This is a genomic window from Ancylobacter polymorphus (assembly GCF_030813495.1).
Lineage (GTDB): Bacteria > Pseudomonadota > Alphaproteobacteria > Rhizobiales > Xanthobacteraceae > Ancylobacter > Ancylobacter polymorphus.
Genome location: NZ_JAUSUI010000004.1, coordinates 39,581 through 62,853 on the forward strand (window position 1 = coordinate 39,581; position 23,273 = coordinate 62,853).

General features: G+C 67.5%; 25 protein-coding genes. 12 read left to right on the forward strand and 13 right to left on the reverse strand.

Annotation, left to right across the window (positions count from 1 at the left end; genetic code table 11):
• Positions 1-5: 5 nt before the first annotated feature.
• From J2S75_RS09875 to J2S75_RS09890, 4 genes are all read right to left on the reverse strand, one after another.
• A complete protein-coding gene (locus tag J2S75_RS09875; protein WP_307019687.1) occupies positions 6-812 on the reverse strand; it encodes an ABC transporter permease in 807 nt (268 codons plus the stop codon).
• On the reverse strand, positions 809-1,720 hold the full coding sequence (locus J2S75_RS09880) for an ABC transporter permease (protein WP_307019688.1): 912 nt from the start codon (positions 1,718-1,720) through the stop codon (positions 809-811). The genes J2S75_RS09875 and J2S75_RS09880 overlap by 4 nt, the downstream gene beginning before the upstream one ends.
• 71 nt (positions 1,721-1,791) lie before the next feature.
• Positions 1,792-2,955, reverse strand: a complete 1,164-nt coding sequence (locus J2S75_RS09885) for an ABC transporter substrate-binding protein (protein ID WP_307019690.1) — start codon at positions 2,953-2,955, stop codon at positions 1,792-1,794.
• Between the two features lie 44 nt (positions 2,956-2,999).
• Positions 3,000-3,494 carry a nucleoside deaminase gene (locus J2S75_RS09890; protein ID WP_307019692.1) on the reverse strand — a complete coding sequence of 165 codons (495 nt, stop codon included), beginning with the start codon at positions 3,492-3,494 and terminating at the stop codon, positions 3,000-3,002.
• Positions 3,495-3,880: 386 nt separating this feature from the next.
• On the opposite strand from J2S75_RS09890, the gene J2S75_RS09895 reads away from it, so the two are divergent.
• The gene (locus J2S75_RS09895; protein ID WP_307019693.1) at positions 3,881-4,843 is read left to right on the forward strand and encodes a LysR family transcriptional regulator; all 963 of its coding nucleotides are present in this window, start codon (positions 3,881-3,883) and stop codon (positions 4,841-4,843) included.
• Positions 4,844-4,861: 18 nt separating this feature from the next.
• On the opposite strand, the gene J2S75_RS09900 is transcribed toward J2S75_RS09895, so the two are convergent.
• Genes J2S75_RS09900 through coxB form a run of 3 tightly spaced genes read right to left on the reverse strand, consistent with a single transcriptional unit; the run spans position 4,862 to position 8,396 of the window.
• A complete protein-coding gene (locus tag J2S75_RS09900; RefSeq protein ID WP_307019694.1) occupies positions 4,862-5,200 on the reverse strand; it encodes a hypothetical protein in 339 nt (112 codons plus the stop codon).
• Positions 5,197-7,761 (reverse strand): cytochrome c oxidase subunit I, encoded by a 2,565-nt coding sequence (gene ctaD, locus J2S75_RS09905; protein ID WP_307019696.1) that lies wholly within the window; start codon positions 7,759-7,761, stop codon positions 5,197-5,199. The genes J2S75_RS09900 and ctaD overlap by 4 nt, the downstream gene beginning before the upstream one ends.
• A complete protein-coding gene (gene coxB, locus J2S75_RS09910; protein WP_307020065.1) occupies positions 7,758-8,396 on the reverse strand; it encodes a cytochrome c oxidase subunit II in 639 nt (212 codons plus the stop codon). Before coxB ends, ctaD begins: the two co-directional genes overlap by 4 nt.
• A 54-nt stretch (positions 8,397-8,450) precedes the next feature.
• On the opposite strand from coxB, the gene J2S75_RS09915 reads away from it, so the two are divergent.
• Positions 8,451-8,960: a DUF2231 domain-containing protein gene (locus tag J2S75_RS09915; RefSeq protein ID WP_307019697.1), complete on the forward strand. Its 510-nt coding sequence runs from the start codon at positions 8,451-8,453 to the stop codon at positions 8,958-8,960.
• Here J2S75_RS09915 and J2S75_RS09920 read toward each other — a convergent pair.
• The 4 genes from J2S75_RS09920 to J2S75_RS09935 all read right to left on the reverse strand — a co-directional run bounded on the left by J2S75_RS09920 (position 8,921) and on the right by J2S75_RS09935 (position 13,296).
• A complete protein-coding gene (locus J2S75_RS09920; RefSeq protein ID WP_307019698.1) occupies positions 8,921-9,427 on the reverse strand; it encodes a CopD family protein in 507 nt (168 codons plus the stop codon). The two genes, J2S75_RS09915 and J2S75_RS09920, sit on opposite strands and share 40 nt — an antisense overlap.
• Positions 9,424-10,047 carry a cytochrome c oxidase assembly protein gene (locus J2S75_RS09925; RefSeq protein ID WP_307019699.1) on the reverse strand — a complete coding sequence of 208 codons (624 nt, stop codon included), beginning with the start codon at positions 10,045-10,047 and terminating at the stop codon, positions 9,424-9,426. Before J2S75_RS09925 ends, J2S75_RS09920 begins: the two co-directional genes overlap by 4 nt.
• Positions 10,048-10,267: 220 nt before the next feature.
• Positions 10,268-12,550: an FdhF/YdeP family oxidoreductase gene (locus J2S75_RS09930; protein ID WP_307019700.1), complete on the reverse strand. Its 2,283-nt coding sequence runs from the start codon at positions 12,548-12,550 to the stop codon at positions 10,268-10,270.
• Between the two features lie 107 nt (positions 12,551-12,657).
• The gene (locus J2S75_RS09935; RefSeq protein ID WP_307019701.1) at positions 12,658-13,296 is read right to left on the reverse strand and encodes a pyridoxamine 5'-phosphate oxidase family protein; all 639 of its coding nucleotides are present in this window, start codon (positions 13,294-13,296) and stop codon (positions 12,658-12,660) included.
• A gap of 163 nt (positions 13,297-13,459) precedes the next feature.
• Between J2S75_RS09935 and J2S75_RS09940 the strand changes: the two genes are divergently transcribed.
• Positions 13,460-13,714, forward strand: coding sequence for a BrnA antitoxin family protein (locus tag J2S75_RS09940; protein WP_307019702.1), 255 nt, complete (start codon positions 13,460-13,462; stop codon positions 13,712-13,714).
• Between the two features lie 44 nt (positions 13,715-13,758).
• Here the strand turns inward: J2S75_RS09940 and J2S75_RS09945 are convergent, their stop codons facing one another.
• The gene (locus J2S75_RS09945; protein WP_307019703.1) at positions 13,759-14,013 is read right to left on the reverse strand and encodes a hypothetical protein; all 255 of its coding nucleotides are present in this window, start codon (positions 14,011-14,013) and stop codon (positions 13,759-13,761) included.
• A gap of 168 nt (positions 14,014-14,181) precedes the next feature.
• Here J2S75_RS09945 and J2S75_RS09950 point away from each other — a divergent pair, with 168 nt between their 5' ends.
• The 7 genes from J2S75_RS09950 (at position 14,182) to J2S75_RS09980 (ending at position 19,873) form a co-directional block, all read left to right on the forward strand.
• The gene (locus tag J2S75_RS09950) at positions 14,182-14,493 is read left to right on the forward strand and encodes a PepSY domain-containing protein (RefSeq protein WP_307019704.1); all 312 of its coding nucleotides are present in this window, start codon (positions 14,182-14,184) and stop codon (positions 14,491-14,493) included.
• 31 nt (positions 14,494-14,524) lie between these two features.
• Complete coding sequence (locus tag J2S75_RS09955) at positions 14,525-15,178, forward strand: hypothetical protein (RefSeq protein ID WP_307019705.1); 654 nt, start codon at positions 14,525-14,527, stop codon at positions 15,176-15,178.
• Positions 15,179-15,415: 237 nt separating this feature from the next.
• Positions 15,416-16,735 (forward strand): NtaA/DmoA family FMN-dependent monooxygenase, encoded by a 1,320-nt coding sequence (locus J2S75_RS09960; RefSeq protein WP_307019706.1) that lies wholly within the window; start codon positions 15,416-15,418, stop codon positions 16,733-16,735.
• Positions 16,736-16,778: 43 nt separating this feature from the next.
• Positions 16,779-17,624, forward strand: a complete 846-nt coding sequence (locus J2S75_RS09965) for a transporter substrate-binding domain-containing protein (protein ID WP_307019707.1) — start codon at positions 16,779-16,781, stop codon at positions 17,622-17,624.
• A 25-nt stretch (positions 17,625-17,649) separates the two neighbouring features.
• The gene (locus J2S75_RS09970) at positions 17,650-18,375 is read left to right on the forward strand and encodes an ABC transporter permease (RefSeq protein ID WP_307019708.1); all 726 of its coding nucleotides are present in this window, start codon (positions 17,650-17,652) and stop codon (positions 18,373-18,375) included.
• Positions 18,372-19,109: an ABC transporter permease gene (locus tag J2S75_RS09975; protein WP_307019709.1), complete on the forward strand. Its 738-nt coding sequence runs from the start codon at positions 18,372-18,374 to the stop codon at positions 19,107-19,109. Before J2S75_RS09970 ends, J2S75_RS09975 begins: the two co-directional genes overlap by 4 nt.
• Positions 19,106-19,873: an amino acid ABC transporter ATP-binding protein gene (locus J2S75_RS09980; RefSeq protein WP_307019710.1), complete on the forward strand. Its 768-nt coding sequence runs from the start codon at positions 19,106-19,108 to the stop codon at positions 19,871-19,873. Before J2S75_RS09975 ends, J2S75_RS09980 begins: the two co-directional genes overlap by 4 nt.
• Before the next feature lie 127 nt (positions 19,874-20,000).
• Here J2S75_RS09980 and J2S75_RS09985 read toward each other — a convergent pair whose 3' ends face one another.
• Positions 20,001-21,314: an NtaA/DmoA family FMN-dependent monooxygenase gene (locus J2S75_RS09985; RefSeq protein WP_307019711.1), complete on the reverse strand. Its 1,314-nt coding sequence runs from the start codon at positions 21,312-21,314 to the stop codon at positions 20,001-20,003.
• A gap of 262 nt (positions 21,315-21,576) precedes the next feature.
• Between J2S75_RS09985 and J2S75_RS09990 the strand changes: the two genes are divergently transcribed.
• Both J2S75_RS09990 and J2S75_RS09995 read left to right on the forward strand, forming a co-directional pair.
• A complete protein-coding gene (locus J2S75_RS09990; RefSeq protein WP_307019712.1) occupies positions 21,577-22,608 on the forward strand; it encodes a LysR family transcriptional regulator in 1,032 nt (343 codons plus the stop codon).
• A gap of 273 nt (positions 22,609-22,881) precedes the next feature.
• Complete coding sequence (locus tag J2S75_RS09995; RefSeq protein WP_307019713.1) at positions 22,882-23,265, forward strand: hypothetical protein; 384 nt, start codon at positions 22,882-22,884, stop codon at positions 23,263-23,265.
• Positions 23,266-23,273: the final 8 nt, after the last annotated feature.

Sequence of the window (23,273 nt, forward strand, 5' to 3'; positions counted from 1 at the left end):
GCGCGTCATCCTTTCCTGCGGGCCGCGCGGCCGGAGAGGCGGCCGAGCAGCAATTGGGCGAGCACGATGAGGGTGATGCTGACGCCGAAGACGATGGCGCCGATGGCGTTGATGCGCGGGCTGACCTGCCCCTGCAGCATGGCGAGCACGCGCACCGGCAGCGTCTCGTTCACCCCCGAGACGAACCAGGCGATCATGAACTCGTCGAAGGAGACGGCGGCGGTCAGGAACAGCGCCGCGAGGATCGCCGGCAGGCAGAACGGCACGATGACGCCGAACATGGTCGCCCAGGGCGAGGCGCCGAGATTCCACGCGGCGCGCTCGATGTCGGGGTCGAGATCGGCAAGACGCATCCGCACCAGCGCCATGGCGAAGGGCGTGCTGAGCACGACATGGCCGACGATGATGCCCTGGAGCGTCCCCGACAGGCCGACCCGCCCCTCGAAGGTGAGCAGCGCCACGCCGAGAATGACCACCGGCACGGTCGGCGGCAGGGCGGCGAGGGCGAGATAGACCGACTTGCCGAGGAAGCGGTAGCGGTAATCGACATAGGCGGCGGAGAAGCCGAGGAAGGTGGCGATGATGCAGGTGGCGCCGGCGACCACGAGGCTGTTCGTCAGCCCGCGCTGGATCGTCGCGTCGGCGAAGATCGCCTCGTACCATTGCAGGCTGAACCCGCCCCAGGGCAGGCTGGGGAAGCGGTCGGCGTTGAACGAGAACACGATGGTCGAGACGATGGGCGCGAAGATGAACGCGAACACCAGCGCCGTATAGGCGAGGAGAAGAAGGCGGCGAAGCGCGGCCATGCTCATGCCCTGCCTTTCCGCCGGCCATAGGCGAGGCCGATCATGACCAGCATCACCACCATCAGCGTCACGATCATCATCACCGCGACCACAGAGGCGCGCGGCCAGTTGTTGCCGGATTTCACCTGATCGGCGATGAGGATGCTGAGCGTGGGCGGCTTGGAGCCGCCGAGATAGGTCGGCGCCACATAATCGCCGAAGGCCAGCACGAAGGCGAAGGTGCCGGCGACGATGAGACCGATGCGGGCCGACGGGATGATGACCGTCGCGATGGTGCGAAAGCGGCCGCAGCCGAGATTATGCGCCGCCTCGATGAGGGTGCGCGGCACATTGGCGAGGGCGAAGGTCTGCAGCAGCACGACGAGCGGCAAAGTGAGCACGAGATAGCCCACCACCGTGCCGGTCGGCGTGTTCAGCACGTGCAGCGGGCCGAGGCCGAGCGGCGCGAGGGCGGAATTGATGATGCCCTGCGGGCTGAAGAAGATCTGGGTGGAATAGATGCGCACGGGGTAGCTGGTGAAGAACGGCACCACCAGCATGAAGATCATGAAGCGTCGCGCCGCCGGGCTCACCTTGTAGGCGAGCGTATAGGCCGCCGGAAACGCCGCCACGCTGGCAATCAACGCGGTGAACACCGAGAGCCAGAAGGTGTAGACATAGGCGTTGCGGAAGAAGCTGGCGTTGAGGATGAACACCCAGTTGGCCAGCGTCGAATCCGGCGTCAGGCGGAAATTCTTCACCGACCAGAAGGTCATGGCGACGAGGAAGCCGAGCGGCACGAGGAAGAACGCGGCCTGCCACAGCGCCGGCGGCGCGCCCCAGAACAGGGCGAAGCGCGCGCCGGTGGCACGGCGCGACGGGACCGTCGCAGGCGGGGCCGTTGAGGATGCAGGGGCGGGTGCTGTTTCGCTCATGAAGCCTTCGGGGCTCGTGCCGGGCAAAGCAAGGCCGGCAGGCGGCGCGCGGCCGCCCGCCGGGGCGCGCGTCACATCGCCTTGAATTCCGACCAGACGTCGTTCCACTGCTCGATGCTCTGCTGCACCGGCGTCTTGCGGATGAAGATCTTGCCCTCCTTGTACTCGTCCATGACGTTGCGGGCGTCGAAGGTGTGGCGCAGCGCCTTGGCCTCGGCGAGGTGCTGCTTGTTGAGCAGTTCCCAGCCCTTCTTGTTGGGGATCGAGGCCCAATAGGCCGGCATGATCGAGGAGCGCACCTGGCCTTCCGGCGAGGACATGTACTGGATGAAGGCCTTGGCGAGGTCCTTCTTGGTGGAGGAGGAGACGATGGACATCGATTCCGTCCACTGGATGCCGCCCTCGTCCGGCACGGTGGCCGAGACCGGCACGCCGTTCTTCTGCAGGAGCAGCACCACCCAGTCGCCGACGCCGGGAATGGCGGCGGCGGTGCCGTTGGTCAGCATGGAGAACTGGTCGGCCATGGAATAGAAGCCGGCGGTCTGCGGCTTCAGCGAGAACAGCGTCTCCTTCAGCTTGCCGAAGGCGGCATCGGAAATGTCGAAGGGCGGTTTGTTGCCGTCATAGAGGCTGAGGCAGCCCATGGTCGGCAGGTACCAGTCGAAGAAGCCGAGCTTGCCCTTGATCTTCGGGTCCCACAGCACCTTGTAGGACTTCACGTCGGCTTCCGAGAGCACGTCGGTGCGGTAGGCGATGCCGAGATAGCCAAAGCGGATCAGCACCGAATAGAGATCGTCGCCGACCCAGTGCGGCTCGAATTTCTGGAACTCCGGCCAGTAATCGGCGAGCGGGTAATCGGCCGGGTTCATCTTGTCGATGAAGCCGCCCTCTTTCAGCATGTGGATATATTCGGCATCGGCCAGCACCACGTCGAAGGAGCCGGGGGGCGACTGGTTCATCAGCGCCAGCATCGGCTCGCCGCCGACATATTCCTTGGCGACGACCTTGACGCCGTATTTGTCCTCGAAGGGCTTCACGACAGCCGGATCGGCATGGCCGGGCCAGGACAGCAGGTTCAGCACCTTGTCCTGCGCATAAGCGGGCTCCGGCGCCGTGGCGGTGACGCCGAGCGCGGCGGCGCCGGCCAGCGCGCCCGCGCCCTGCAGCAGGCGGCGGCGGTTCATCGGGTGCAGCAGCGCCCGGAAATCGGTGATCGGACCGTCGAACTCTTTCATGTCGTCGTCTCCATCGGGAAGGGCGTTCGTGATTGGGCCGGCACTCACTGGAAGGGGCTGAAACCGGGCGAGGCCGCCCATTCGTCGAGCACCTCGCGGGCCTCGGTGGGGAGCAGGCGTTCGGCGGGGAGGGTGCGCTCATGCAGATCGCTGCGGACCATGTTCGTCAGCGGTTCCAGCTTGAAGCCGATGTCGGCGCAGTCCTTCAGCGTGTTGGCGTAGTAGAGCCGGCGGATCTTCGCCCAGAACATGGAGGCGACGCACATCTCGCAGGGCTCGCAGGTGGTGTAGAGGTCGCAGCCCGAGAGGTCCCACGTCTTGAGGTTCCGCCCGGCATCGCGGATCGCCTCGACCTCGCCATGCGAGGTGGCGTCGTGGTTGTTGATGACGTTGTTCACACCCTCGCCGACGATCACCCCGTCCTTGACGATGACGCAGCCGAACGGCGCCGAGCCGTCCGCCCGCATCTTGTCGCGGCTGATCTCGATGGCGCGGCGCATGAAGGTGTCGTGGGGGCTCGGATCGACGACGCGGGACATGGGCGCTCCTTAAACGCTGGGGAGAGTGCCGGCGCACAGCCGAACGTCGCCGTCGCCGCCAGAGGCTGGCAGCGCTGGGATGGTGCGGAAGGCAGTGGCGTATCTCCCGAAGCCACGGGTTGCGGGGGGCTTTGCGTGGCTCGACGAGGCAGAGGCTAGAGACAAGCAGCCGCCATCGGCAAAGACGATTTTCCGATCACATATATAGGTTCAGCCTATGGTTTTTATTTATAGGCAGCAATGATCAATCCCCTGTTTGCGTAACGTATTGTTTGAAAACGAGTATTGGAAAAATCCTGCCTATAGATCATGCAAATGATGATTTGTTAGTCAGTTTGACAATTGGGCGATGGCGCGCAGAGTTGCCCTGTGAGCCGGGGCGATCCATGGATCTTCGTCAGCTGAAATACTTCGTGCAGATCACCGAAAGCGGCAATTTCTCCCGCGCCGCCGAAATGCTCCGCATCGCCCAGCCTTCGCTGAGCCAGCAGGTGAAGAACCTGGAGGACGAGTTGGGCGTCGAGCTGCTGCTGCGTCATGCGCGCGGCGTGACGCCGACCGAGATGGGCCAGCAGCTCTACGACCATGCCCGCCGCATCCTCGAAGAGGTGGAGCGGGTGAAGGACGTGGTGCGCTCGCAATCGGTCAACCCGTCCGGCCGCGTCGCCGTCGGCCTGCCGACCTCGGCCTGCCGTGGCCTCTCCATCCCGCTGATCACCGCCATGGCGGAGCGCCAGCCCAACATCACCCTGCGCGTGGTGGAGGCGATGACCGGCTATCTCGACGAGTTCCTGCAGGTGGGCCGGCTCGATGTCGCGCTGCTTTATGACCGGCGGGCCTTCGAGACCGTCGCCTGGACCGAGCTGATGGTCGAGGAGCTGATGCTGTTCGTGCCGCCGGGCCATGCGCTGGCGGCGAGCGCCGGGGTGACGCTGCGCGCCCTGTTCGAGCATCCCATCGTGCTGCCGGGCGCGCCCAATGTGCTGCGCACCGTCATCGAGCAGGTCGCCGCCCGCCACGACATCAAGCCGGTGGCGATGGACTGCGACAGCCTGCCGGCCATCGCTCAGCTGGTGCAGCAGGGCCGGGCGCTGGCCGTCATGCCGCATTTCGCCTTTGTCGAGGAGATGCGGCGCGGCGAGATGGTGGCCGTGCCCATTCTTGACCCGACGCCGTCCTGGCGCCTGTCGGTGGTGGTGTCGCCGCGCACCATGAACCCGCGCGGCAGCGACGCGGTAGCGAAAGTGATGGCGGATGTGATCGCCGGCCTGGTCGAGGCCGGCGTCTGGCGGGCGCGGCTGCGCGGCGACAAGGTTCGGGGCGAGGGCGCGCGCGCCGCCACGCGCTGACGCCGGCGCGGCGACCGCTCAGCCGAGGCCGGGCCCGCAACTCGTCGCCACCAGCACCGGCGCCAGGCTGAACAGGGTGGCGACCAGCCCGATCCACAGGCCGAGCCGGGGGAGGTCCGCCTCCGGCCCGAGCGCGGTCTTCACCCGCGCCAGCAGGCCGAGGCAGATCAGCGCCCCGGCGAGGGCAGGGAGGGCGATGGCGAGACGGTGCAGGCTGACCGGCCCGACCGCGACCGCCGGCCAGCCGAACTCGCACCCCATGCCGTGCAGCCCATAGGCGAGCGAGAACGCCACTGCCCACACGGTCGGCCCGGCGATCAGCCAGCCGAGCCAGAGCACGCCGCCCGCCGGCCTCACGACGCCGCCTCCTGCGCCCACAGCGCCGCCAGCGTCACCGCCGCAGCGGCGAGGGTGTAGCTCTGCCACAGGCCCGCATTGCGCAGCGCGCCGGCGCGGCCCGGAGCCAGTTCGCCCCGCCTTGCCTGGTCGAGCGCGAAGGCGGTGAACAGGGTGGCGATGGCGGCATGCAGGCCGACATAGGCCACCAGCGCGGCGCGCACCGCGTCCGCGGCGTGGCGCGTGGGGTCGGGCAGCTGACCGAGGCCGAGCGCGAGGAGGAGGGCGAGCGCCAGCAGATTGGCGGCGAAGGCGACCGGCAGTCCCGCCCCGGCGCGGCGCCCGGTTTCAATATGGCTGAGCGCCCGGGGCAGGCCGAGCGCCGCCATGGCGAGCAAAGCGAGCACCGCCCCGGTGGCCAACAGCACCGTTCTGTCCGCGGGCCAGAGCGGCCGGGGCGGGCCGGGCGAGACCAGCGAGATAAACGCCAGCCCGAACAGCAGCGAGGCGAAGAAGGTGCCATTGGCGAACAGCAGGCTGACGAGGCCGCTGCGCGTCAGCGTCCCACCATCGCCCGGCTGGACCGGAAGGACCAGCCCCGGCGCCACCTCGATCGGCGTGGCGTCGAGAGGCGCCATCGCGCGCCGCGCCCAGATCCAGATCAGCGTCACGACCGGGATCAGCGCCAGCGGCGCCAGCGTGTAGAGCCCCGCCAGCATCAGCAGCACGAAGGCTGAGATGGCGAGCGCCAGAAGCAGAGGCAGGCCGGTGTTGACGGGCAGGATCGCCACATGTTCCGGCCGCGCCGTGCCCACCGAGGTGACGAGGATTTCGCGCCGGCCGCGCGGGGCGCCGGGCAGCAGGCCCTCGCCCTTCGCCAGCGCCAGCATGGCGGCCTCGGCCCCGGCCTGTTGCAGCGCCGGCCCCGGCAGCGAGGCGAAATTATAGTTGGGCGGCGGCAGCGCCATCGCCCAGTCGAGCGACGGCGCCTTCCACGGGTTGCGCACGCTGCGCTTGCCGAAGCCCGCCTGCAGGATCAGGTCGATGGCGAACAGCGCGAAGCCGATGGTCATGACGAAGCCGAAGAAGGACGAGGAGAGGTTCAGCGCCGTCCATTCCGGGTTTTCGGGATAGGAGGGGATGCGGCGCGCCATCCCCATCAGCCCGGTGAGGTGCATGAGGAAGAAGGTGCCGTGGAAGCCGACGAGGATGAACCAGAACGCGGCCTCGCCCAGCCCGCGCACCCGCCGGCGCCCGCTCATCAGCGGCATCCACCAGGCGACGCCGGCCAGCATGGGGAAGACGAAGCCGCCGATCAGCACATAATGCAGATGCGCGGTGACGAAAGCGGTGTCATGCGCCTGCCAGTTGAACGGCACCACCGCCAGCATGACGCCGGTGAGCCCGCCCATGACGAAGGTGAAGAAGAAGCCGAGAATATAGAGCATCGGCAGCTTCAGTTCCGGCCGGCCGCGCCACAGCGTGGCGATCCAGGCGAAGATCTGCACGGCGGTGGGCACCGCCACCAGCATCGAGGCGGCGGAGAAGAAGGCCAGCGCCAGATGCGGGATGCCGACCGCGAACATGTGGTGCACCCACAGGCCGAAGCTGAGGAACACCATGCCGAGAATGGCGGCGACGATGGCTCCATAGCCGACGATCTGCGTGCGGCACAGCACCGGAATGACGGTGGAGAGCACGCCCGCCGCCGGCAGGAAGATGATGTAGACCTCGGGGTGGCCGAACAGCCAGAACAGATGCTGCCACAAGAGCGGGTCGCCGCCGCGTTCGGGGTCGAAGAACGGCCAGCCGAAGGCGCGCTCCATTTCCAGCAGCACCGAGCCAAGGATGAGCGGGGGGAAGCCCGCGAGCATCATCGCCGCCGTGCCCAGCATGTACCAGGCGAAAAGCGGCATCTGCGTCAGCTTCATCCCCGGCGCCCGCAGGCGCAGGATGGAGACCATCAGCTCGATCGCCGCCGACAGCGCCGAGATTTCGACGAAAGTGACGCCGAGCAGCCAGACATCGGCATTGATGCCGGGCGAATAGGTCTTGCCGGACAGCGGCGTATACATGAACCAGCCCTCGCCCGGGGCGACGCCGGCGAGCAGGGCGGCGATAAGGATCAGGCCGCCGAGCAGATAGCACCAATAGCCCAGCGCCGAGAGCCGGGGAAAGGCGAGGTCGCGCGTGCCGAGCATTTTCGGCAAGAGATACATCGCCAGCCCTTCCAGCATGGGAATGGCGAACAGAAACATCATGATGCTGCCATGCATCGTGAAGATCTGGTTGTAGAGCGCGGTGTCGAGAAAGGCGCCATTAGGGGTCGCCAGCTGCGCCCGGATCAGCATGGCCAGCAGCCCGCCAATGCCGAAGAACAGGAAGGCCGTCACCATGAAGCGCAGGCCGAGCGTGGTGTGGCTGACGGCGGTGATCTGTCCCCGCAGGCCCGGCGCGTTGCGCCAGACGCGGTCCAACTCCCGGTGCAGGCCGAGCGCGCGCTGTGGCGGATTGGCGGGGATGGAGGCGGGGTCGTGGGGCGTGAGAGGCGTGTTGGCTGGCGTATTCATGGGCGTGTTCATGGGCGCGGGCCCTCCGGCGACACGGGCGGCCATTGGGCGGGATCATGCGCGATCACCTCGAAGCGCATGGCCGCGTGTTCCAGCCCGCAGAACTCGGCGCACAGGCCCTCATAGGTGCCGGGCCGCGCGGCTTCGAGGCGCAGCCGGTTCTCGCGGCCGGGGATGGCGTCCATCTTGCCGCCGAGCTGCGGTACCCAGAAGGAATGGATCACGTCGGTCGAGGTGATGAGCACATCCACCGGCCGGCCGGCGGGGATGTGCAGCACGCCCTCGGACGTGACCGGACCTTCCGCGCCGGGATGGCTGAAGCTCCACGCCCATTGCCGCGCATGGGCGCGCACTTCCAGCGCCGGCCCGTGCGGCAGGATGCGCTCGCCCACCCAGAGCGCGGCGATGAGGATGAGGCTGAGCACGCCGAGGGAGAACCACACCCCCATGCCGAACACCCAGCGCCCTTCCGTGATGGCGCGCGGACGGCCGAAGCCGAGGGCGACGAGCACGAACACCATCAGCGCCAGCGCCATCGCCCCGGCCAGCAGCCCCCACCATAGTGAGGCGATGTCCTGCGCGATCGGCCCCGCCGGGCTCAGCGCCGAGAGCGGGCCCTTGCATCCCGCGAGGACAAGGGGAACCAGCGCGAGGGCTGCGCACTTGCCCGGAGAGACCGACCGCCACGCGAAGGAGGCCCGATGGACGCCCGCCCCGATCTGTTCGACCCGCTGGAGGAGCGGCGCGCCCTTGAGGACACGGAATCGAAGATCGCGATCTCCGGCCATCCCCTGCACGCCATGCTGGTGACCTTTCCGATCGCGCTGTCCTTCAGCACGCTGGGCGGCGATCTGCTCTATCTCTGGACCGGCAGCAGCTTCTGGTCGCATGTCTCGGCCTATGCCGTGTTCGGCGCCTTCGCCATGGGCGTGCTGGCGGGGATCACCGGCACCGCCGAACTGCTGATGGTGCGTGGCATCCGCAACCGCTCCGCCAGCTGGACGCATTTCATCCTCGCGGTGATGCTGCTCTCGCTCATCGGCATGAACTGGATCATCCGCATCGGCGACCCCGACGGCGCGGTGCTCCCCGTTGGGCTGGCGCTGTCGCTGGTCATGGCCGGAATGACCGCCCTGACCGGCTGGCATGGCGGAAAACTCGTCTTCGACTATCAAATCGGCACCAGAACATCGGGGAGCGAACGCCCCTGAGGGGTGGTCAGCGCCGCCGGCAGCGCCTCGATCAGCGGCTGCAGGTCCGGCTTGGCGAGGACGAGATAGAGCACCGCGCTCATGCAGATGAGGCTAGCGGGGAGGGCGGCGATGGCGTGCGGCATCTGGTACGAGCCGCGCCCTTCGGAGGCCTCGACATTGAGATGGCCGAGCCAGGCATGGGCCAGCACCATGCCCGCCACCGCCACCAGCTTCGCCACCAGCCAGGGCTGGGTGACGTCGGCGGCGAAGATCAGCGCCGTGCCGGCGGCGATGGCGACGATGGCGGCCGGGGTGACGATGCGCGTATAGGCGGCGTGCATCAGCAGGCGGAATTCGGTGAAGCCGGCCTGGGTACGCACTTCCTCGCGCCGGCCATAGATCTGCAACACCAGCGGCATCGCCACCAGCCCGGCGCACCACAGGCTGAGGGCGGCGATGTGCAGCGCTTTCAGCAGCGCGATCATGCCACGCTCGCCTCGCGCCAGCCGCGCCGCAGCAGCAGCGCGCCGATGAGGGCGAGGGGCAGCATGCCCGGCACCCACATGATGAGGCCGGCCAGCTGCTGGTCGGCGAGGGCGCTTACTCCATAGGCGTCGGTGGCGCCGAGATGCTGGAGATAGAGCAGGCGCGGGGAGAAGGTGAGGATGGCGCCGATCAGCCCCATCTGCCCGGCCAGCGCCAGTACGAGCCCGACGGAGGCGACGCGTTCGACCGGACGCTCCACCCGGAACACCGACGACCAGAAGGCGAATCCCGAGCCGAGGAGGCCGGCCTGCATCAGCCAATAGGCGGCATGGCTGTTCCAGGCCAGCGTATAGGCCGCCGGCAGGTGCCAGAGCCAGAGCAACAGCGACAGGCCGAGAAAGCCGCCCATGCGGGCGAAGGGCAGGCGGAGCGGGAAGGCCAGCGCCAGCGCCGGCGCGGCAACCAGCACCAGCACGAGATGATGCAGCCCGCGCGCGGAAAACAGCGCGACGGTGAGCGCGCAGAGCGGCGAGACGAAAGCGACAAACAGCGCCGCCGCCGCCAGCGCCGCCGGCCCGCGCGGCACATCCCGGCGCAGGAAGGCGAGCCCAAGCGCCACCGCGCACAGGGCGAGCGGCAGAGGGGCGAGGTTCCACGCCGTCAGCAGGCGTTCAGGCGCGGGACCGCAATAGGGAACGACCGGGTCCAGTTGCGACCTCCATGGGTTGTCGTGGCGCCGAGCCTCCCGCCACGGCGCGCGGTAGCGGGAAACGCCTTCGCCTAACGCGCCGCCGCGGCAGGGGTTCCGGCCGGGGCCCGGCGTGTTCCCTGACGGCAGATCATTCCGGCCGGACCCGGATCGGCACCGATTTCGCCGCCGGGGTCTTGCTGCCTTCGGCATGGTGCCAGAGCGGGATCAGCGCGTTGCATTCGGGGAAATAGGCGGCGCAGGTGCCGGGTGGCAGGTCGTAGTCGATGACCTGAAAGCCGCCCATGGCGCGGTGGATGCCGTCATCCACCGCCGTCACCAGCCGCGCCCGTCCGTCTTCGGTGAGCCCGAGGCGGATGCGGTCGTCGCGGTTCATCATCACCACCATCCGCGAGCCGTGAATGCCGCGCAGCCGGTCGGCATAGCCATAGACCGTGGTGTTGAACTGGTCGTTGGAGCGCAGCGTGATGAGGCGCAGCACATCGGCATCGCGGCCATCGTCGAAGCTGGCGGAAAGCGCCTTCGGCCGGGTGAAGGTCGCCTTGCCCGATTCCGTCTCCCACCGCCGCTCGCGCGCCGCCACCGGCCGGGGAAAGCCGCCGGGCGTGTCGAGCCGGGCGTTGAAGGCGCGGAAATCGTCGGGGAAGGTCGCCTCGATGGCCTCGCGCACCCGTGCATAATCCTCCACCCAGCGGTCCCACGGCACGCACGGATTGGGCGGCAGCGTCGCCTTGGCGATTTCGGCGACGATGCGCGGCTCGGAGAGCAGCGTGTCGGCGGCCGGCTCGAACTTGCCACGCGAGGCATGGATGCAGGTGGTGGAATCCTCCATCGTCACCACCTGCGGCCCGGTGGCCTGCCGGTCGATCTCCGAGCGTACCAGCGTCGGCAGCAGATAGCTGGTTTTCGCCGCGATGAGATGGGTGCGGTTCAGCTTGGTGGCGATCTGCACGGAGAGGTCGAGCTCGCGCCACTTTTCCTCCATCAGCTCGCGCTCGGGAATGGCGCGGACGAAGTTGCCGCCGAGGCCGATAAGGGCGCGGACCTTGCCGGCGATCACCGCCTCGCAGGCTTCCACCGTGTTCATCCCGTCCGCGCGCGGCGGCTCGAAACCGAACTGCGCGGCGAGCCGGTCGAGCGGCACCAGTTCCGCCTTTTCCGCGATGCCCACCGTGCGCTGGCCCTGCACATTGGAATGGCCGCGCACCGGGCAGATGCCGGCGCCGGGCCGGCCGATATGGCCGCCCATGAGCAGAAGATTGACCAGCATCTGCACGGTATCGACACCCAGCCGGTGCTGGGTGAGGCCCATGCCATAGATGGCGATCACCGCCCGGGCATTGGCGAAGGTGTGGGCGGCGGCCTCGATTTCCGCCTGCGCGAGACCGGATTCATGCTCGATCTCCGCCCATTCCGTCGCCCGCACCATGGCCTCGAAGGCGGGGAAGCCATGCGTGTGGGCGGCGATGAAGTCGGCGTCCAGCACCCGCGCGTCACCCAGCGCCTGCGCCTTGTCGTCCAGCGCCAGCAGCGTCTTGGCCATGCCGGTCATGGCGGCGATGTCGCCGCCGGCGCGCACCTGATAATATTGCGTGGCGATGGTGGTCGGCTCATTGGTCAACATCTGGCCGGGCCGCTGCGGATTGACGAATGCCTCCCAGCCTTTTTCGCGCAGCGGATTGAACACCACGACGGGCACGTCGCGTTCCCGCGCCTCCTGCAACGGGTGCAGCATGCGCGGCGAATTGGTGCCGACATTCTGGCCGAAGGAGAAGATGCAGTCCGTCTCCCGGAAGTCGTCCAGAAGGACCGTGCCCACCGGCGTGCCCAGCGTCGGCGGCAGGGCGACCGACGTGGTCTCGTGGCACATGTTGGAACTGTCGGGCAGGTTGTTGGTGCCGTAGAGCCGGGCGAGAAGCTGGTACATGTAGGAGGTTTCCAGCGAGGCGCGGCCGGAGGCGTAGAACACCGCCTCATCGGGCTGGTAGCCGCGCAGCTTGGTGCCGATATCGGCGAAGGCGTCCTCCCACGCCACTTCGACATAGCGGTCGAGGCGGGCGTCGTAGCGCAGCGGATGGGTGAGCCGGCCCTCGTTCTCCAGGTCGTAATCCGACCAGCCGAGCAGTTCGGAGACGGTGTGCCGGGCGAAGAAGTCCGGCGTGGTGCGCCGGGAGGTCACGTCCCAGAAGGTGGCCTTGGCGCCGTTCTCGCAGAATTCGGCCGCATGCGGCTGGGCGGGCTTCGCCCAGGCGCAGCTGGTGCACATATAGCCGCCGGTCTTGTTGTGGTCCTTCACCAGCGCCGCCACGGCGGAAACCGCGTGCTGCTCGGTGGAATGTTTGAGCAGGGACTTTGCCGACCCCCAGCCGCCAACGGGTTGATCATAGGTGGCGTGCCGGGCGCGCTCGGTCATCTCGGTCTCCTTGGCTGTGAGACGCTAATGGCCTGGCGACGCTTCCGTTCCGGCGATGCCCATGCGCCGGCCGGACACTTCGATGTGAGGGGCCGGCGGAAGCCGGTTCAGCCCTCGGCCGGCGCTTCCCCGGCGGCGAGGCGGGCGCGCAGCGCGGCATTCTCCGCCTCCAGCTCCGCCAGCCGGTCGCGCAGCGGGCGGACGGCCTCGGTGATCTCGGCCTCGGTGAAGCGCGGGGTGATGTGCTGCGGGCAGTTCCAGTCAAAGGCGTCGAGCCGCAGACGATAAATGCGCTCGGGGCGGGCACGGTAGCCCTGCGGGCTTACCTTCGCGGTGAGTTCCGCGTCGGCGCCGAGGGCGAGAACCTCGGCATGGGCATAGATCTTGAGCCGGGTGCGCCTGGGATAGTCGATCAGGAACAGGCAGGTGCGGCTGTTGGCGGCGACATTGCCGGTGCTGATATATTGCCTATTTCCACCGTAATCGGCGAAGGCGAGGGTGCGCTCGTCGATGACTTTGAGAAAGCCGCGCGGCCCGCCGCGATGTTGCACATAGGGCCAGCCGGTCTCGGACACGCTGGCGATGTAGAAGCTGTCGCGCTGGGCGATGAAGGCTTCCTCGCTGCGCGAGAAGCGGTCGGAGGTGCGGTCGCCGCGAAAGTCCTCCCAGAGATGGGCGACGCCCATCTCCTCCTGCGCCGCCCGCACGCTGGGGGTGATGGCGATATCGAGAAAGCCGTAGGACATGGCGAACCTCCGGGCGCTGTGCCGGCGGGCGCGCCCTTGCTCTGGCGGCAAGAGTGGGGGCGGGGGCGCGGGGACGCAAGGCTCCGATTGGTCACGGCCGGTCCGCGTGGCTGGCCGCGCGGCGCGAATGAGTTGTAAGCTGCGGCCGATTCGAGGATCCCCGATGGCAATGACCCCCACACGACGCGGCAGCGGTTCGGCCCGCGACATCGCCGAAGCCGCCTTCAAAAGCGCGACGGCCAAGCCGGCGCCCGTGACGGAGAAGCCCGCGCCGGCGCGGGCCACCCTGTCGCTGCCCAATGCCAAGGAGATGGTGTCGCTGCGTCTCGACCGGGATGTGCTGGAGCACTTCCAGCAGGACGGCCCCGGCTGGCAGGAGCGGATGAACGCCGCGCTGCGCAAGGCGGCAGGGCTCTAGGCTCCGGTCTTCAGGAGGCGTGGCGAGACACGCCGGCCTCTGGCTCAGGAAGCCGGTTTCCGGATCACCGGCGGCGCGTTGCAGGGCAGGGTGACGCAACCTGGATTGGGATTGAGCTGACGCGCGGCCGGGGTGGGCTGCGCCGCGGGCTCCCAGGTCTGCGGCGGCTTGCCGGCCTGCTTCGGCACCGGCGTCGTCGCGCCCGGATTGCGCAGGCCGGGATTGCCCGCATATTGCGCCGAGGCGACGACCGCGCTGGCCGGAAGGGCCAGGGCGACGAGAAGGACCGTAAGCGGCATGCGGTGTTTCATGGCGTTTCCTTGCACGCGCCCCGGTTCCTAATCAAGCGCATCCTGCATCGGCGTCAAGGGAAGCGTCGCTCTGTTGCGTTCCGGTCATGCGCCGCGCGGAACTGTTCTGCCTAAATGGCGTTCACTCCTCACAATTTGTGATTGGAGGGCCATCAGATGAAGCGCATTCTGCCTATTCTTGCTGCAATGGCGATCGCCGCGCCGGCCTGGGCGCAGACCCCGCCGGCGGCGCAGGACCCCAACACTCCCGCGGTGACCACCGAAAGCGCGCCCCAGCCGGCCATGCCTGCCAAGGGCGCCAACAGCTTCACCGAAGCGCAGGCGAAGGAGCGCATCGAGGCGCGCGGCTTTTCCGACGTGACCGGTCTCGCCAAGGACCAGGACGGCGTCTGGCGCGGCAAGGCGATGAAGGGCGGCGCCTCGCATGACGTGGCGCTCGACTATCAGGGCAACGTCTTTCCGAACTGATCTCACGCTGGCCCCTTAGGGAGGATCTATCATGGCGACCGTTTCCGGACTTTTCGACAATTATGACGACGCGCTCACCGCGGTGAACAAGCTGCAGGCTCTGGGCATCGACCGCGCGCAGATCAGCCTCGTGGCCAATAATTCCGACGACTGGTATGGCCGCGACAGCGCCACCACCACGTCCACCACTTCCCATGCCGATGGGCGCACCCATGAGCACCATGAGAGCCATGCCGGCGAGGGCGCGGCCACGGGGGCCGGCATCGGCGCCGTGCTCGGCGGTGCTGGCGGCCTGCTCACCGGCCTCGGCCTGATGGCGATCCCCGGCGTCGGCCCGGTGGTGGCGGCGGGCTGGCTGGTGGCGACCGGCGCCGGCGCGGTGGCCGGCGCGGCGGCGGGCGGCGCGGTCGGCGGCCTCGTCGGCGCGATGACCTCGGAAGGCGTGCCCGAGGAGAGGGCGCATATCTATGCCGAGGGCGTGCGCCGTGGCGGCACCGTCGTTTCCGCCCGCGTGCCGGACGAGCGCGAGGCGGAGGCGCAGGCCATTCTCGACGCGGAGTCGGCGGTGGATGTGACCGCGCGCGAGCGTGTGTACCGTGACGAGGGCTGGACCCGCTTCGACCCGGAGGCGCCGGCCTATACCGCCCCGGAAGTGCAGCGCGAGCGCGCCCGCTATCGCGCGTGACCGGCACACGCTGCGGCGCATGATGCGTGAATGACCAGAATGCCGGGCCCTCGGAGCCCGGCATTTCCTTTTGTCCGACGGGTCGGAGGCACCATATGCCGGCTTCTTGGGCAGGATTAATTCACAAGCAGACGATCAAGCTTCGCCTCTTCACGATACTCCCCCCGGGTGTTGCGCCCTTAACCTCTCCTGCGTGCTGGCGGAAGCCGGCGTGCGGATCAGGACAAAGGTGCGTGCATGACGGCGAATCCCTTCCATCTCGCCTGGTTTCTCCAGGGTTCCAGCGTTCAGGCCTGGGGAGAGCCGTGGACCGGCAATATCGGCCAGGACTGGATGAGCGCCGATCTCTTCGTCGATCTCGTGCGCTCGATGGAGCGCGCCTGCTTCGATTATCTGCTGATCGAGGATTCGATCTATGTCGGCGAGAACTGGCAGGCCTCGCGCGACATTTTCCTGAAAGGCGGCATCTGCGTGCCCCGGCAGGAGCCGAGCGTGGTGGCGACGCTGCTCGCCGCTTCCACCCGCAAGCTCGGCATCGTGCCGACACTCTCCACCTTCGCCTATCACCCCTATCTCACCGCCCGCATCGTCTCCTCGCTCGACCAGATTTCGGGCGGGCGCGCGGGCTGGAACATGGTGACCGGCTCGTCGGACTTCTCCGCCCAGAATTTCGGCAAGGAGAAGCTGCCCGAGCACGATGAACGCTATCTGATGGCGGAAGAATATATCGACATCGTCAAGGGGCTGTGGGGTTCATGGGAGCCGGGCGCCTTTCTCGACGACCGCGAGAACGGCGTGCTGATCGACCCCGCCAAGGTCCACACCATCGACTATGCCGGCAAATACTACGCCTCGCGCGGGCCGCTGAATTCCGGGCCATGCCCGCAGGGCCAGCCAGTCATCGCGCAGGCGGGCGGCTCCAAGAGCGGGCGCAAGATTGCCGCCACCCATGCCGACACCATCGTCGCCGCGCCGAATGGCGTCGCCGCGATGAAACAGTACCGCGACGACATCCGCGCGCAGATGGCCGGGCTCGGCCGCAACCCGGACGACTGCAAGGTGCTGTTCCTGCTCTCGCCCATCGTCGCCGAGACCGAGGAACAGGCGAAATGGGCCGCCGACCAGCGCCGCGTCTCCGCCGCGCAGAATCTCGACGCGCGCATGGCCCGTTTCGGCTGGAGCACCAATCTCGACCTCTCCGGCCTCGACCTCGACACGCCGGTGAGCCAGCTCACGCTCACGACCAACGGCCACCAGTCCAGCCTCTCGCAATTCCTCACACGCGCCGGCGACAAGCCGCTGCGCCAGGCGATGATCGACCATGTGAGCTGCGGCTATTGCGTCGATGTCGTCGGCACGCCGGACAGCGTCGCCAGCCAGATGGACGAGATCATGCAGGAAGTGGGCGGCGACGGCTTCCTCATCGCCCTGCCGGATGTCTCGCGCCGCTCGGTGGCGACGATCACCGACGGGCTCGTGCCGGTGCTGCAGCGCCGTGGCCTGACCCGCGCCGCCTACACCCATCAGCACCTGCGCGACACGCTGACCGAATTCTGACCCCCCAGCATCGAACCCCGCCCCCCACCAGGACATGACGCCGATGATCTCCCGCCTTCCGCATCATCCTCTCCGCCGGGCCGGTACTCTCGCGCTCGGCCTGTTCCTGGCGACGGCCGGCCTCTCGGCCGCCTCCGCCGAGAAGCTCAAGCTTGGCAATGAGGGCGTCTACCCGCCCTTCTCCATGGTGGATTCCTCCGGCAACCTCACCGGCATGGAGCCGGAGCTGGCGCGCGAGATGTGCAAGCGCATCGGCGCGGACTGCGAAATCGTGGTGATGGATTTCAAGGCGCTCATCCCGTCCATGCTGCAGGGCAAGTTCGACGGCATCGTCACCCAGATTTCGCCGACCCCGGAGCGGATGGAAAAGGCGCTGTTCGCCACGCCCATCGTCTATAATCCCGCGACCTTTGTGGTGAAGAAGGGCAGCAACTACACGCTGACCAAGGAAGGTGTCACCGGCAAGGGCCTGCGCATCGCGCTGCAGCGCGGCGCCTCCATGGTGCCCTACATCCACAAGCATTTCGGCAAGGATACCTTCGTCGAGGTCTATTACGACAATCCCGACCAGATGAAGCTCGATCTGCTCGCCGGCCGGCTGGACCTCGTCTTCGATTCCAAGATCAACTGGACGCTGGAACTGATCGCCAAGCCCGAGGGCAAGGATTACGAGCTGGCCGGCGGCGACCACTGGCTGGGCGACCCGTCCATCCCCGAGGCCGAGCGCGGCTATAGCTGGATCTTCCCGAAGAAGAGCGAGGCGCTCGTCAAGCGCGTCAACACCGCGCTCGCCGAGATGATCAAGGACTGCACCTACACCACCATCCGCAAGAAATACGTGCCGGTGGCGACGCTCTCGGCGGAAGCCGCCTGCGAGAAGACCAACTGACCGCGCGCCCCTTGGAGCCCGGCCGATGACCAACCTCTCCCCCGCCGACCTCGCAGGCTATCTGCGCCAGCTCGGCGAGGGAGCGCTGATCACGCTGGAGCTGTTCCTCACCAGTTTCGCGCTCGCCTTCACGCTGGGCGTAGCGATCGGTGTCGCCACGCTCTCGCGCAACAGGATCATCCGCGCGGCTTGGCGGGTCTATGCCTCCATCTTCATGGGCGTGCCGTCGCTGCTGGTGATCTTCCTCATTTTCTATGGCGGCAGCGCCATGCTGGGCGCGGTGCTGGGCGAATTCGGCTCCCGCATCGACATCTCGCCCTTCGGCGCCGGCGTGGCGGCGCTCGGCATCGTCTACGCCGCCTATATCGCCGAACTGGTGCGCGGGGCGATCGAGAACCTGCCCAGGGGCCAGTTCGAGGGCGCGCGGGCGCTTGCCATTCCCCCGCTCATCATGTGGGGGCGGGTGATCCTGCCGCAGGTGATGCGGCTCGCGCTTCCCGGCCTCGTCAATGTGTGGAGCTTCATGCTGAAGGAGACGCCGCTGGTGTCGCTGGCCGGGCTGCAGGACCTCGTCGCCGCCGCCAAGATCGCCGCCGGGGCGACCAAGGAGCCCTTCGTCTTCTTCATCGCCACCGCGCTGGTGTTCATCGCCTTCAGCGCCGCGAGCCTCTGGGTCGCGAACCGGCTGGAGGCCCGTCTCGACCGCGGCCAGCGCCGCGCGCCCCGTTCACCGAGCCGGGCCGAGGCATGAGCGCGCTGCCCATCGATGTCGCCCTCGCCTGGGAAAGCCTGCCGGCGCTGTTCGCCGGACTCAGGGTGACGGTGTTCCTCACCGTGCTGCCGCTGATGATCGGGCTCATGCTGGCCTTTCCCATCTGCTTCGCCCGCATGTCGCCCCGCCGCGTCCTGTCGCTGCCGGCGGAGATCTTCGTCGTGTTCTTTCGCGGCGCGCCGCTGCTGATCCTGCTCTATCTCGTCTATTACGGCCTCGGCCAGATCGAGGCGCTGCGCGAGGGGCCGTTCTGGGTGCTGTTCGGCTCGCCTTTCGGCTGCGCCATCGTGGCGCTGAGCCTCAACCATGCCGCCTATATGGTCGAGGTGCTGCGCGGCAGCCTGCTCGCCGTGCCGCACGGGCTGGTCGAGGCCAGCGAGGCGCTCGGTATCACAAGGCGCAACATCTTTCTCTGGGTGCGGATGCCGCTCGCCCTGCGCTATGGGCTCAAAGCCTACCAAAACGAGGTGGTGAGCTTCGTCAAGGGCACGGCCATCGTCTCCGTGGTGACGATCACCGACCTGATGGCGGTGGCCAATGCGATCTTCGAGCAGACCTATGATCCGTTCACGCCGATCCTGTGCGCGGCGACCTTCTACTGGGCCTTCGTCAATGTGCTGCGCATCGGCTTCCAGTTCTGGGGACGCTGGCTCAACCGCCACAGCGCCGAGGACGCCGTCGCCGCACCAGCCGGGAGGACGGTGACGCCATGAGCCCGCGCACGCTCCCCGCCGACCTTGCCGCCGTGCCGGCGATCCATCTCGCCGGGGTGGTGAAGCGCTACGGCACGCATCGCGCCCTGGCGGGGGTCGATCTCGATGTGCGGCGCGGCGAGAGGGTGGTGATCTGCGGCCCCTCGGGTTCGGGCAAGTCGACGCTGATCCGCTGCATCAACGCGCTGGAACGCCATGATGGCGGGCGGATCGTGGTCAATGGCGTCGAACTGACGGGCGATGAGGGCACGGTGCAGGACATCCGCCAGGAAGTCGGCATGGTGTTCCAGCACTTCAACCTGTTTCCGCACCTCACCGCGCTGGAGAACTGCATGCTGGCACCCCGGCTCAATCGCGGGCTGTCGAAGGCGCAGGCGGTAAAGCTCGCCATGGCGCATCTGGAGCGGGTGCATCTGGCCGATCAGGCGCGCAAATACCCGGCGCGGCTTTCCGGCGGCCAGCAGCAGCGCGTCGCCATCGCCCGCGCGCTGTGCATGGAGCCGCGCATCCTGCTGTTCGACGAGCCGACCTCGGCGCTCGACCCGGAAATGGTGAAGGAGGTGCTCGGCGTCATGGAGGAACTCGCCGCCAGCGGCGTCACCATGGTCTGCGTCACCCATGAAATGGGCTTCGCCCGGCGCGTGGCGGATCGCTGTGTGTTCATGGACCGGGGCGAGATCGTGGAAGAGGGCGACGCCGCCCGCTTCTTCGAGGCGCCGGAAAGCGAGCGCCTGCGCCATTTCCTGGCGCAGATCCTGCGGTGATCGAGACGTCATCCCGGACGAAGCCGAAGGCGGAGAGCCGGGACCGTTCACAACTCCATGGACGCGATCCCGGACAGGACCTGCGGTCCTTCCGGGATGACGCTTCTGAGGCGGCGCCGCCGCGCTCTCAGAACTCCCGCAGCATCTGCCGCAGCGTGGCGCCTTCGGTGTAGCTTGTGCGGGCGAGGCCCCGCCGTTGCAGGGCGGGCACCAGCCCCTCGCAGATATCGGTGATGTATTGCCGGCTGATATTGGCGGTGAAAGGCCGGGTGATGAGGAAGCCGTCGCCGCCCACTTCCGCCATCACCTCGCCCATGCGCTCGGCCACCTGGTCGGGCGTGCCGATGAGGCCGTCGAGCCCGCGCGAGAGCTGGTCGGCGCAGAGCTGGCGCAGCGTCTTGCCCGAGCCCGCCTGCTGGAAGGCGTCGAGCGAGCCCTGCTCGCCATTGGTGGTGAGGTGGGGCAGGGGAGCGTCGAGGTCGAATTTCGAGAAATCGATATCGGTGATGGCGGCGATCATCGCCAGAGCCTTCTCGCAATAATCCGGCGCCTCGATGATGCGCGCGGCCTTGGCCTTAGCTTCCTCTTCGGTCTCTCCCAGGATCGGGGCGACGACGAACAGCACCTTGATCTCGTCCGGGTCGCGCCCGCCGGCCTGCGCCCGCGCCCGCACATCGTCGCGATAGGCTTTGAGCCCGGCGACGCCCATGGAGGGGGCGATGATACTGTCGGCGGTCATCGCCGCGAATTGCCGCCCGCGCGGCGAGCCGCCGGCCTGCACGAAGGCCGGGCGCTGCTGCGGCGAGGGCACGCAGTTGAGCGGGCCGCGGCTCTTGAAATACTTGCCCTCGAAATGGATCGGCCGGACCTTGGAGGCGTCGGCATAGGTGCCGGTGGCGCGGTCGCGCACCACAGCATCGGCCTCCCAGCTGCCCCAGAGCTGCTTGACGAGCTCCACATACTCGTCCGCCATGTCGTAGCGCTCCTGGCGCGGCGGCAGCTTGTCCATGCCGAAATTCTCGGCGGCGAGGTCCTCGCCCGTGGTGACGATGTTCCAGCCGAAGCGGCCCTTGCAGATGCTGTCGAGCGTCGAGCACAGGCGCGCCAGCATGAAGGGCGGATAGGCCATGGTGGAGAAGGTCGCCACCACGCCGAGATGGGTGGTGTTCGCCCCGATCAGCGCCGCCATGGGCGAGGGGTCGGCCTTCGGGCCCATGATGTTGTGCTTGAGATAGACCGCGTTGGAGCCGCCATAGGCCTCGGAGATCATCAGCGTGTCTTCGAGCATGATGTAGTCGAAGCAGGCGCGCTCCATGGCTTTCGCCATGTCGATGTAGAACCCGCCATCCCAGGGGTCGCCACCGCCGCCGGTGAACGGCTTCGTCCATTCGTCGACCGCGAAATTGGTGAACCAGCCGAGATGGAGTGGCCGTGGCGCCATGATACCTGCCCTGTCTGCCCGTGATGGAGAGGCCAAGGCTAGGGCGGGGCTCCGTGTTCGTACCATCGCGAAAAAGCCAAGCGATGTTCGCGCTGCGGCGGCTCATCCTTGGGCAGCGGGGCAAAGGATGGCCAATCGCTGGGCAATTACCTCCATCGCGATGGTGCGCCGCACGCGGACAGATCGCGCGCGATCATGCGGCGCACAATTTGCTAGCGGAGTGGCGGGGGGAAGAGGTGTCGCTGACCGGAGAGGCCGAACCATGTCGTCTATCAGCCAGATCTACGATATCGACCTGAAGCTTCTGCGCTGCTTCTGCACCATTGTGGAGGAGCAGAGCTTCACCGCCGCGCAGGCCGCGCTGAACCTCTCCCAGTCCACCCTCAGCGAGAACCTCAAATCGCTGGAGATCCGCCTCGGCACGCGGCTGTGCCGGCGCGGGCCGAAGGGGTTCAAGCTCTTCCGCGAGGGCGAGGTGGTCTACAAGGCGGCGAAGGAACTTTTCGCCTCGGTCGAAGCCTTCAAGCAGAAGGCCGCCAACATCAACCAGAATGCCGGCTATGAGCTCTCCATCGGCATACAGGACGGCATTGTCGAAAATCCGTGCGCCCGCATCCACGACGCCATTCACCGCTTCAGCGACTATTATCCCAATATCCGCTTCCGCATGGAGGTGATGCTCGGCTTCCAGCTGGCGGGAAGGGTCGCCGACGGCATGCTGCATGTCGGCATCGGGCTGGTGAACGAGCATTATACGCAGCTGTCCTATGAGCACCTGTTCGATGAGCAGGGCTTCATGTGCTGCAGCCACCGGCATCCGCTGTTCGCGGTTCCCGAAGAGGAGCTGACGCTGGCGGAGATCGAATCCGCCGCCTATTGCAACCGCGGGCACCTCGAATACTACCACCCCGAGCGCACGCGGCGCAGCGACACCTGCGGCGATGTCGGGCTCGGCATCCAGTCGCAGCTGGCGCTCATCCTGTCCGGGCGCAATATCGGCTATGTGCTCGACCACACCGCCCAGCCGCTCATCGCCAGCGGCGCGCTCCGGGCGCTGCGGCCGGACCGGGTGCGCATCGTCAACCCGATCACCGCCATGACCGGACCCGCCGCCGCCGATTTCAAGCTCGCCCGTCAGTTCGTCGACTGCCTGGTCGATGTGCATATGGAGCTGGGCCAGAGCCGTCTTCTGCCTCGCCCGGACTATGTGACGAGTTGCGGCACGGTGGTGGACCGCGACGGTGTGTTCAGCGTGCTTTCCACGGCGCGAACCCCGGTCTTCGCCGGCGCGTGAGAGGCGGCGACATGCCGGGCTGGCCCTGAGGCCGCCCGCTTCGATGAGGCTTCGTTTCTCGTAAGGGTTGTATTTCTCTGGTGGCGCTTTGGTCCGTTCCTAGCGCGGCGACCGGAGTGAGATGCAAGATGAGCGTTGAAGTTCAATGGCTTACGGTGACGCGCGCGCCGTCAGCGGGGCGGCGTCCGGCCAAAAATCTTTGATTGCATTTATTGACGATACAACTATGAGGCGTCAATCTACCCTTCGCGGCTGGAGCGCGGAGGGCGGTGGATGGCGCGGCAGAATGTGAGCCCTGCGAACACGAACGGTCTGCTGGCCGTCCCCGCGCCAGCCGCTCCCGCGCAACCCGCCACGGCCCCTCTCATTCACCGGGATTGTCATGGCTTCGACGACACGCACCTTCCGCCACCGAACGACAAGTACAGGTACGTGCCCGTATTGCTGCCGCCGTTTGGGCACCTGGCCCCGGTGCCGGGTCTGAAGAACCTCCCCGAAAACGCCCTCAAGATCCTGGAACTGCAGGGGCAGGGACTGAAGATCCAGGTCGTCCAATGGCAGGCCCGCGCATCGCAGCAGGTGCGCCGGAGCGCCGCCTTCCCCGTCGAACTCTCCGACATCACCAGGTTCTTCGATCAGGTCCAACTCGGCATCTGAGCGGCTTT

Bases quoted from the DNA above. Each gene is read 5' to 3' on its own strand.
- J2S75_RS09875 (WP_307019687.1), bottom strand. From the start codon at position 812: ATGAGCATGGCCGCGCTTCGCCGCCTTCTTCTCCTCGCCTATACGGCG.
- J2S75_RS09880 (WP_307019688.1), bottom strand. From the start codon at position 1,720: ATGAGCGAAACAGCACCCGCCCCTGCATCCTCAACGGCCCCGCCTGCG.
- J2S75_RS09885 (WP_307019690.1), bottom strand. From the start codon at position 2,955: ATGAAAGAGTTCGACGGTCCGATCACCGATTTCCGGGCGCTGCTGCAC.
- J2S75_RS09890 (WP_307019692.1), bottom strand. From the start codon at position 3,494: ATGTCCCGCGTCGTCGATCCGAGCCCCCACGACACCTTCATGCGCCGC.
- J2S75_RS09895 (WP_307019693.1), top strand. From the start codon at position 3,881: ATGGATCTTCGTCAGCTGAAATACTTCGTGCAGATCACCGAAAGCGGC.
- ctaD (WP_307019696.1), bottom strand. From the start codon at position 7,761: ATGAACACGCCCATGAATACGCCAGCCAACACGCCTCTCACGCCCCAC.
- J2S75_RS09915 (WP_307019697.1), top strand. From the start codon at position 8,451: ATGGACGCCCGCCCCGATCTGTTCGACCCGCTGGAGGAGCGGCGCGCC.
- J2S75_RS09920 (WP_307019698.1), bottom strand. From the start codon at position 9,427: ATGATCGCGCTGCTGAAAGCGCTGCACATCGCCGCCCTCAGCCTGTGG.
- J2S75_RS09930 (WP_307019700.1), bottom strand. From the start codon at position 12,550: ATGACCGAGCGCGCCCGGCACGCCACCTATGATCAACCCGTTGGCGGC.
- J2S75_RS09935 (WP_307019701.1), bottom strand. From the start codon at position 13,296: ATGTCCTACGGCTTTCTCGATATCGCCATCACCCCCAGCGTGCGGGCG.
- J2S75_RS09940 (WP_307019702.1), top strand. From the start codon at position 13,460: ATGGCAATGACCCCCACACGACGCGGCAGCGGTTCGGCCCGCGACATC.
- J2S75_RS09945 (WP_307019703.1), bottom strand. From the start codon at position 14,013: ATGCCGCTTACGGTCCTTCTCGTCGCCCTGGCCCTTCCGGCCAGCGCG.
- J2S75_RS09950 (WP_307019704.1), top strand. From the start codon at position 14,182: ATGAAGCGCATTCTGCCTATTCTTGCTGCAATGGCGATCGCCGCGCCG.
- J2S75_RS09955 (WP_307019705.1), top strand. From the start codon at position 14,525: ATGGCGACCGTTTCCGGACTTTTCGACAATTATGACGACGCGCTCACC.
- J2S75_RS09960 (WP_307019706.1), top strand. From the start codon at position 15,416: ATGACGGCGAATCCCTTCCATCTCGCCTGGTTTCTCCAGGGTTCCAGC.
- J2S75_RS09965 (WP_307019707.1), top strand. From the start codon at position 16,779: ATGATCTCCCGCCTTCCGCATCATCCTCTCCGCCGGGCCGGTACTCTC.
- J2S75_RS09970 (WP_307019708.1), top strand. From the start codon at position 17,650: ATGACCAACCTCTCCCCCGCCGACCTCGCAGGCTATCTGCGCCAGCTC.
- J2S75_RS09975 (WP_307019709.1), top strand. From the start codon at position 18,372: ATGAGCGCGCTGCCCATCGATGTCGCCCTCGCCTGGGAAAGCCTGCCG.
- J2S75_RS09980 (WP_307019710.1), top strand. From the start codon at position 19,106: ATGAGCCCGCGCACGCTCCCCGCCGACCTTGCCGCCGTGCCGGCGATC.
- J2S75_RS09985 (WP_307019711.1), bottom strand. From the start codon at position 21,314: ATGGCGCCACGGCCACTCCATCTCGGCTGGTTCACCAATTTCGCGGTC.
- J2S75_RS09990 (WP_307019712.1), top strand. From the start codon at position 21,577: ATGTCGTCTATCAGCCAGATCTACGATATCGACCTGAAGCTTCTGCGC.
- J2S75_RS09995 (WP_307019713.1), top strand. From the start codon at position 22,882: ATGGCGCGGCAGAATGTGAGCCCTGCGAACACGAACGGTCTGCTGGCC.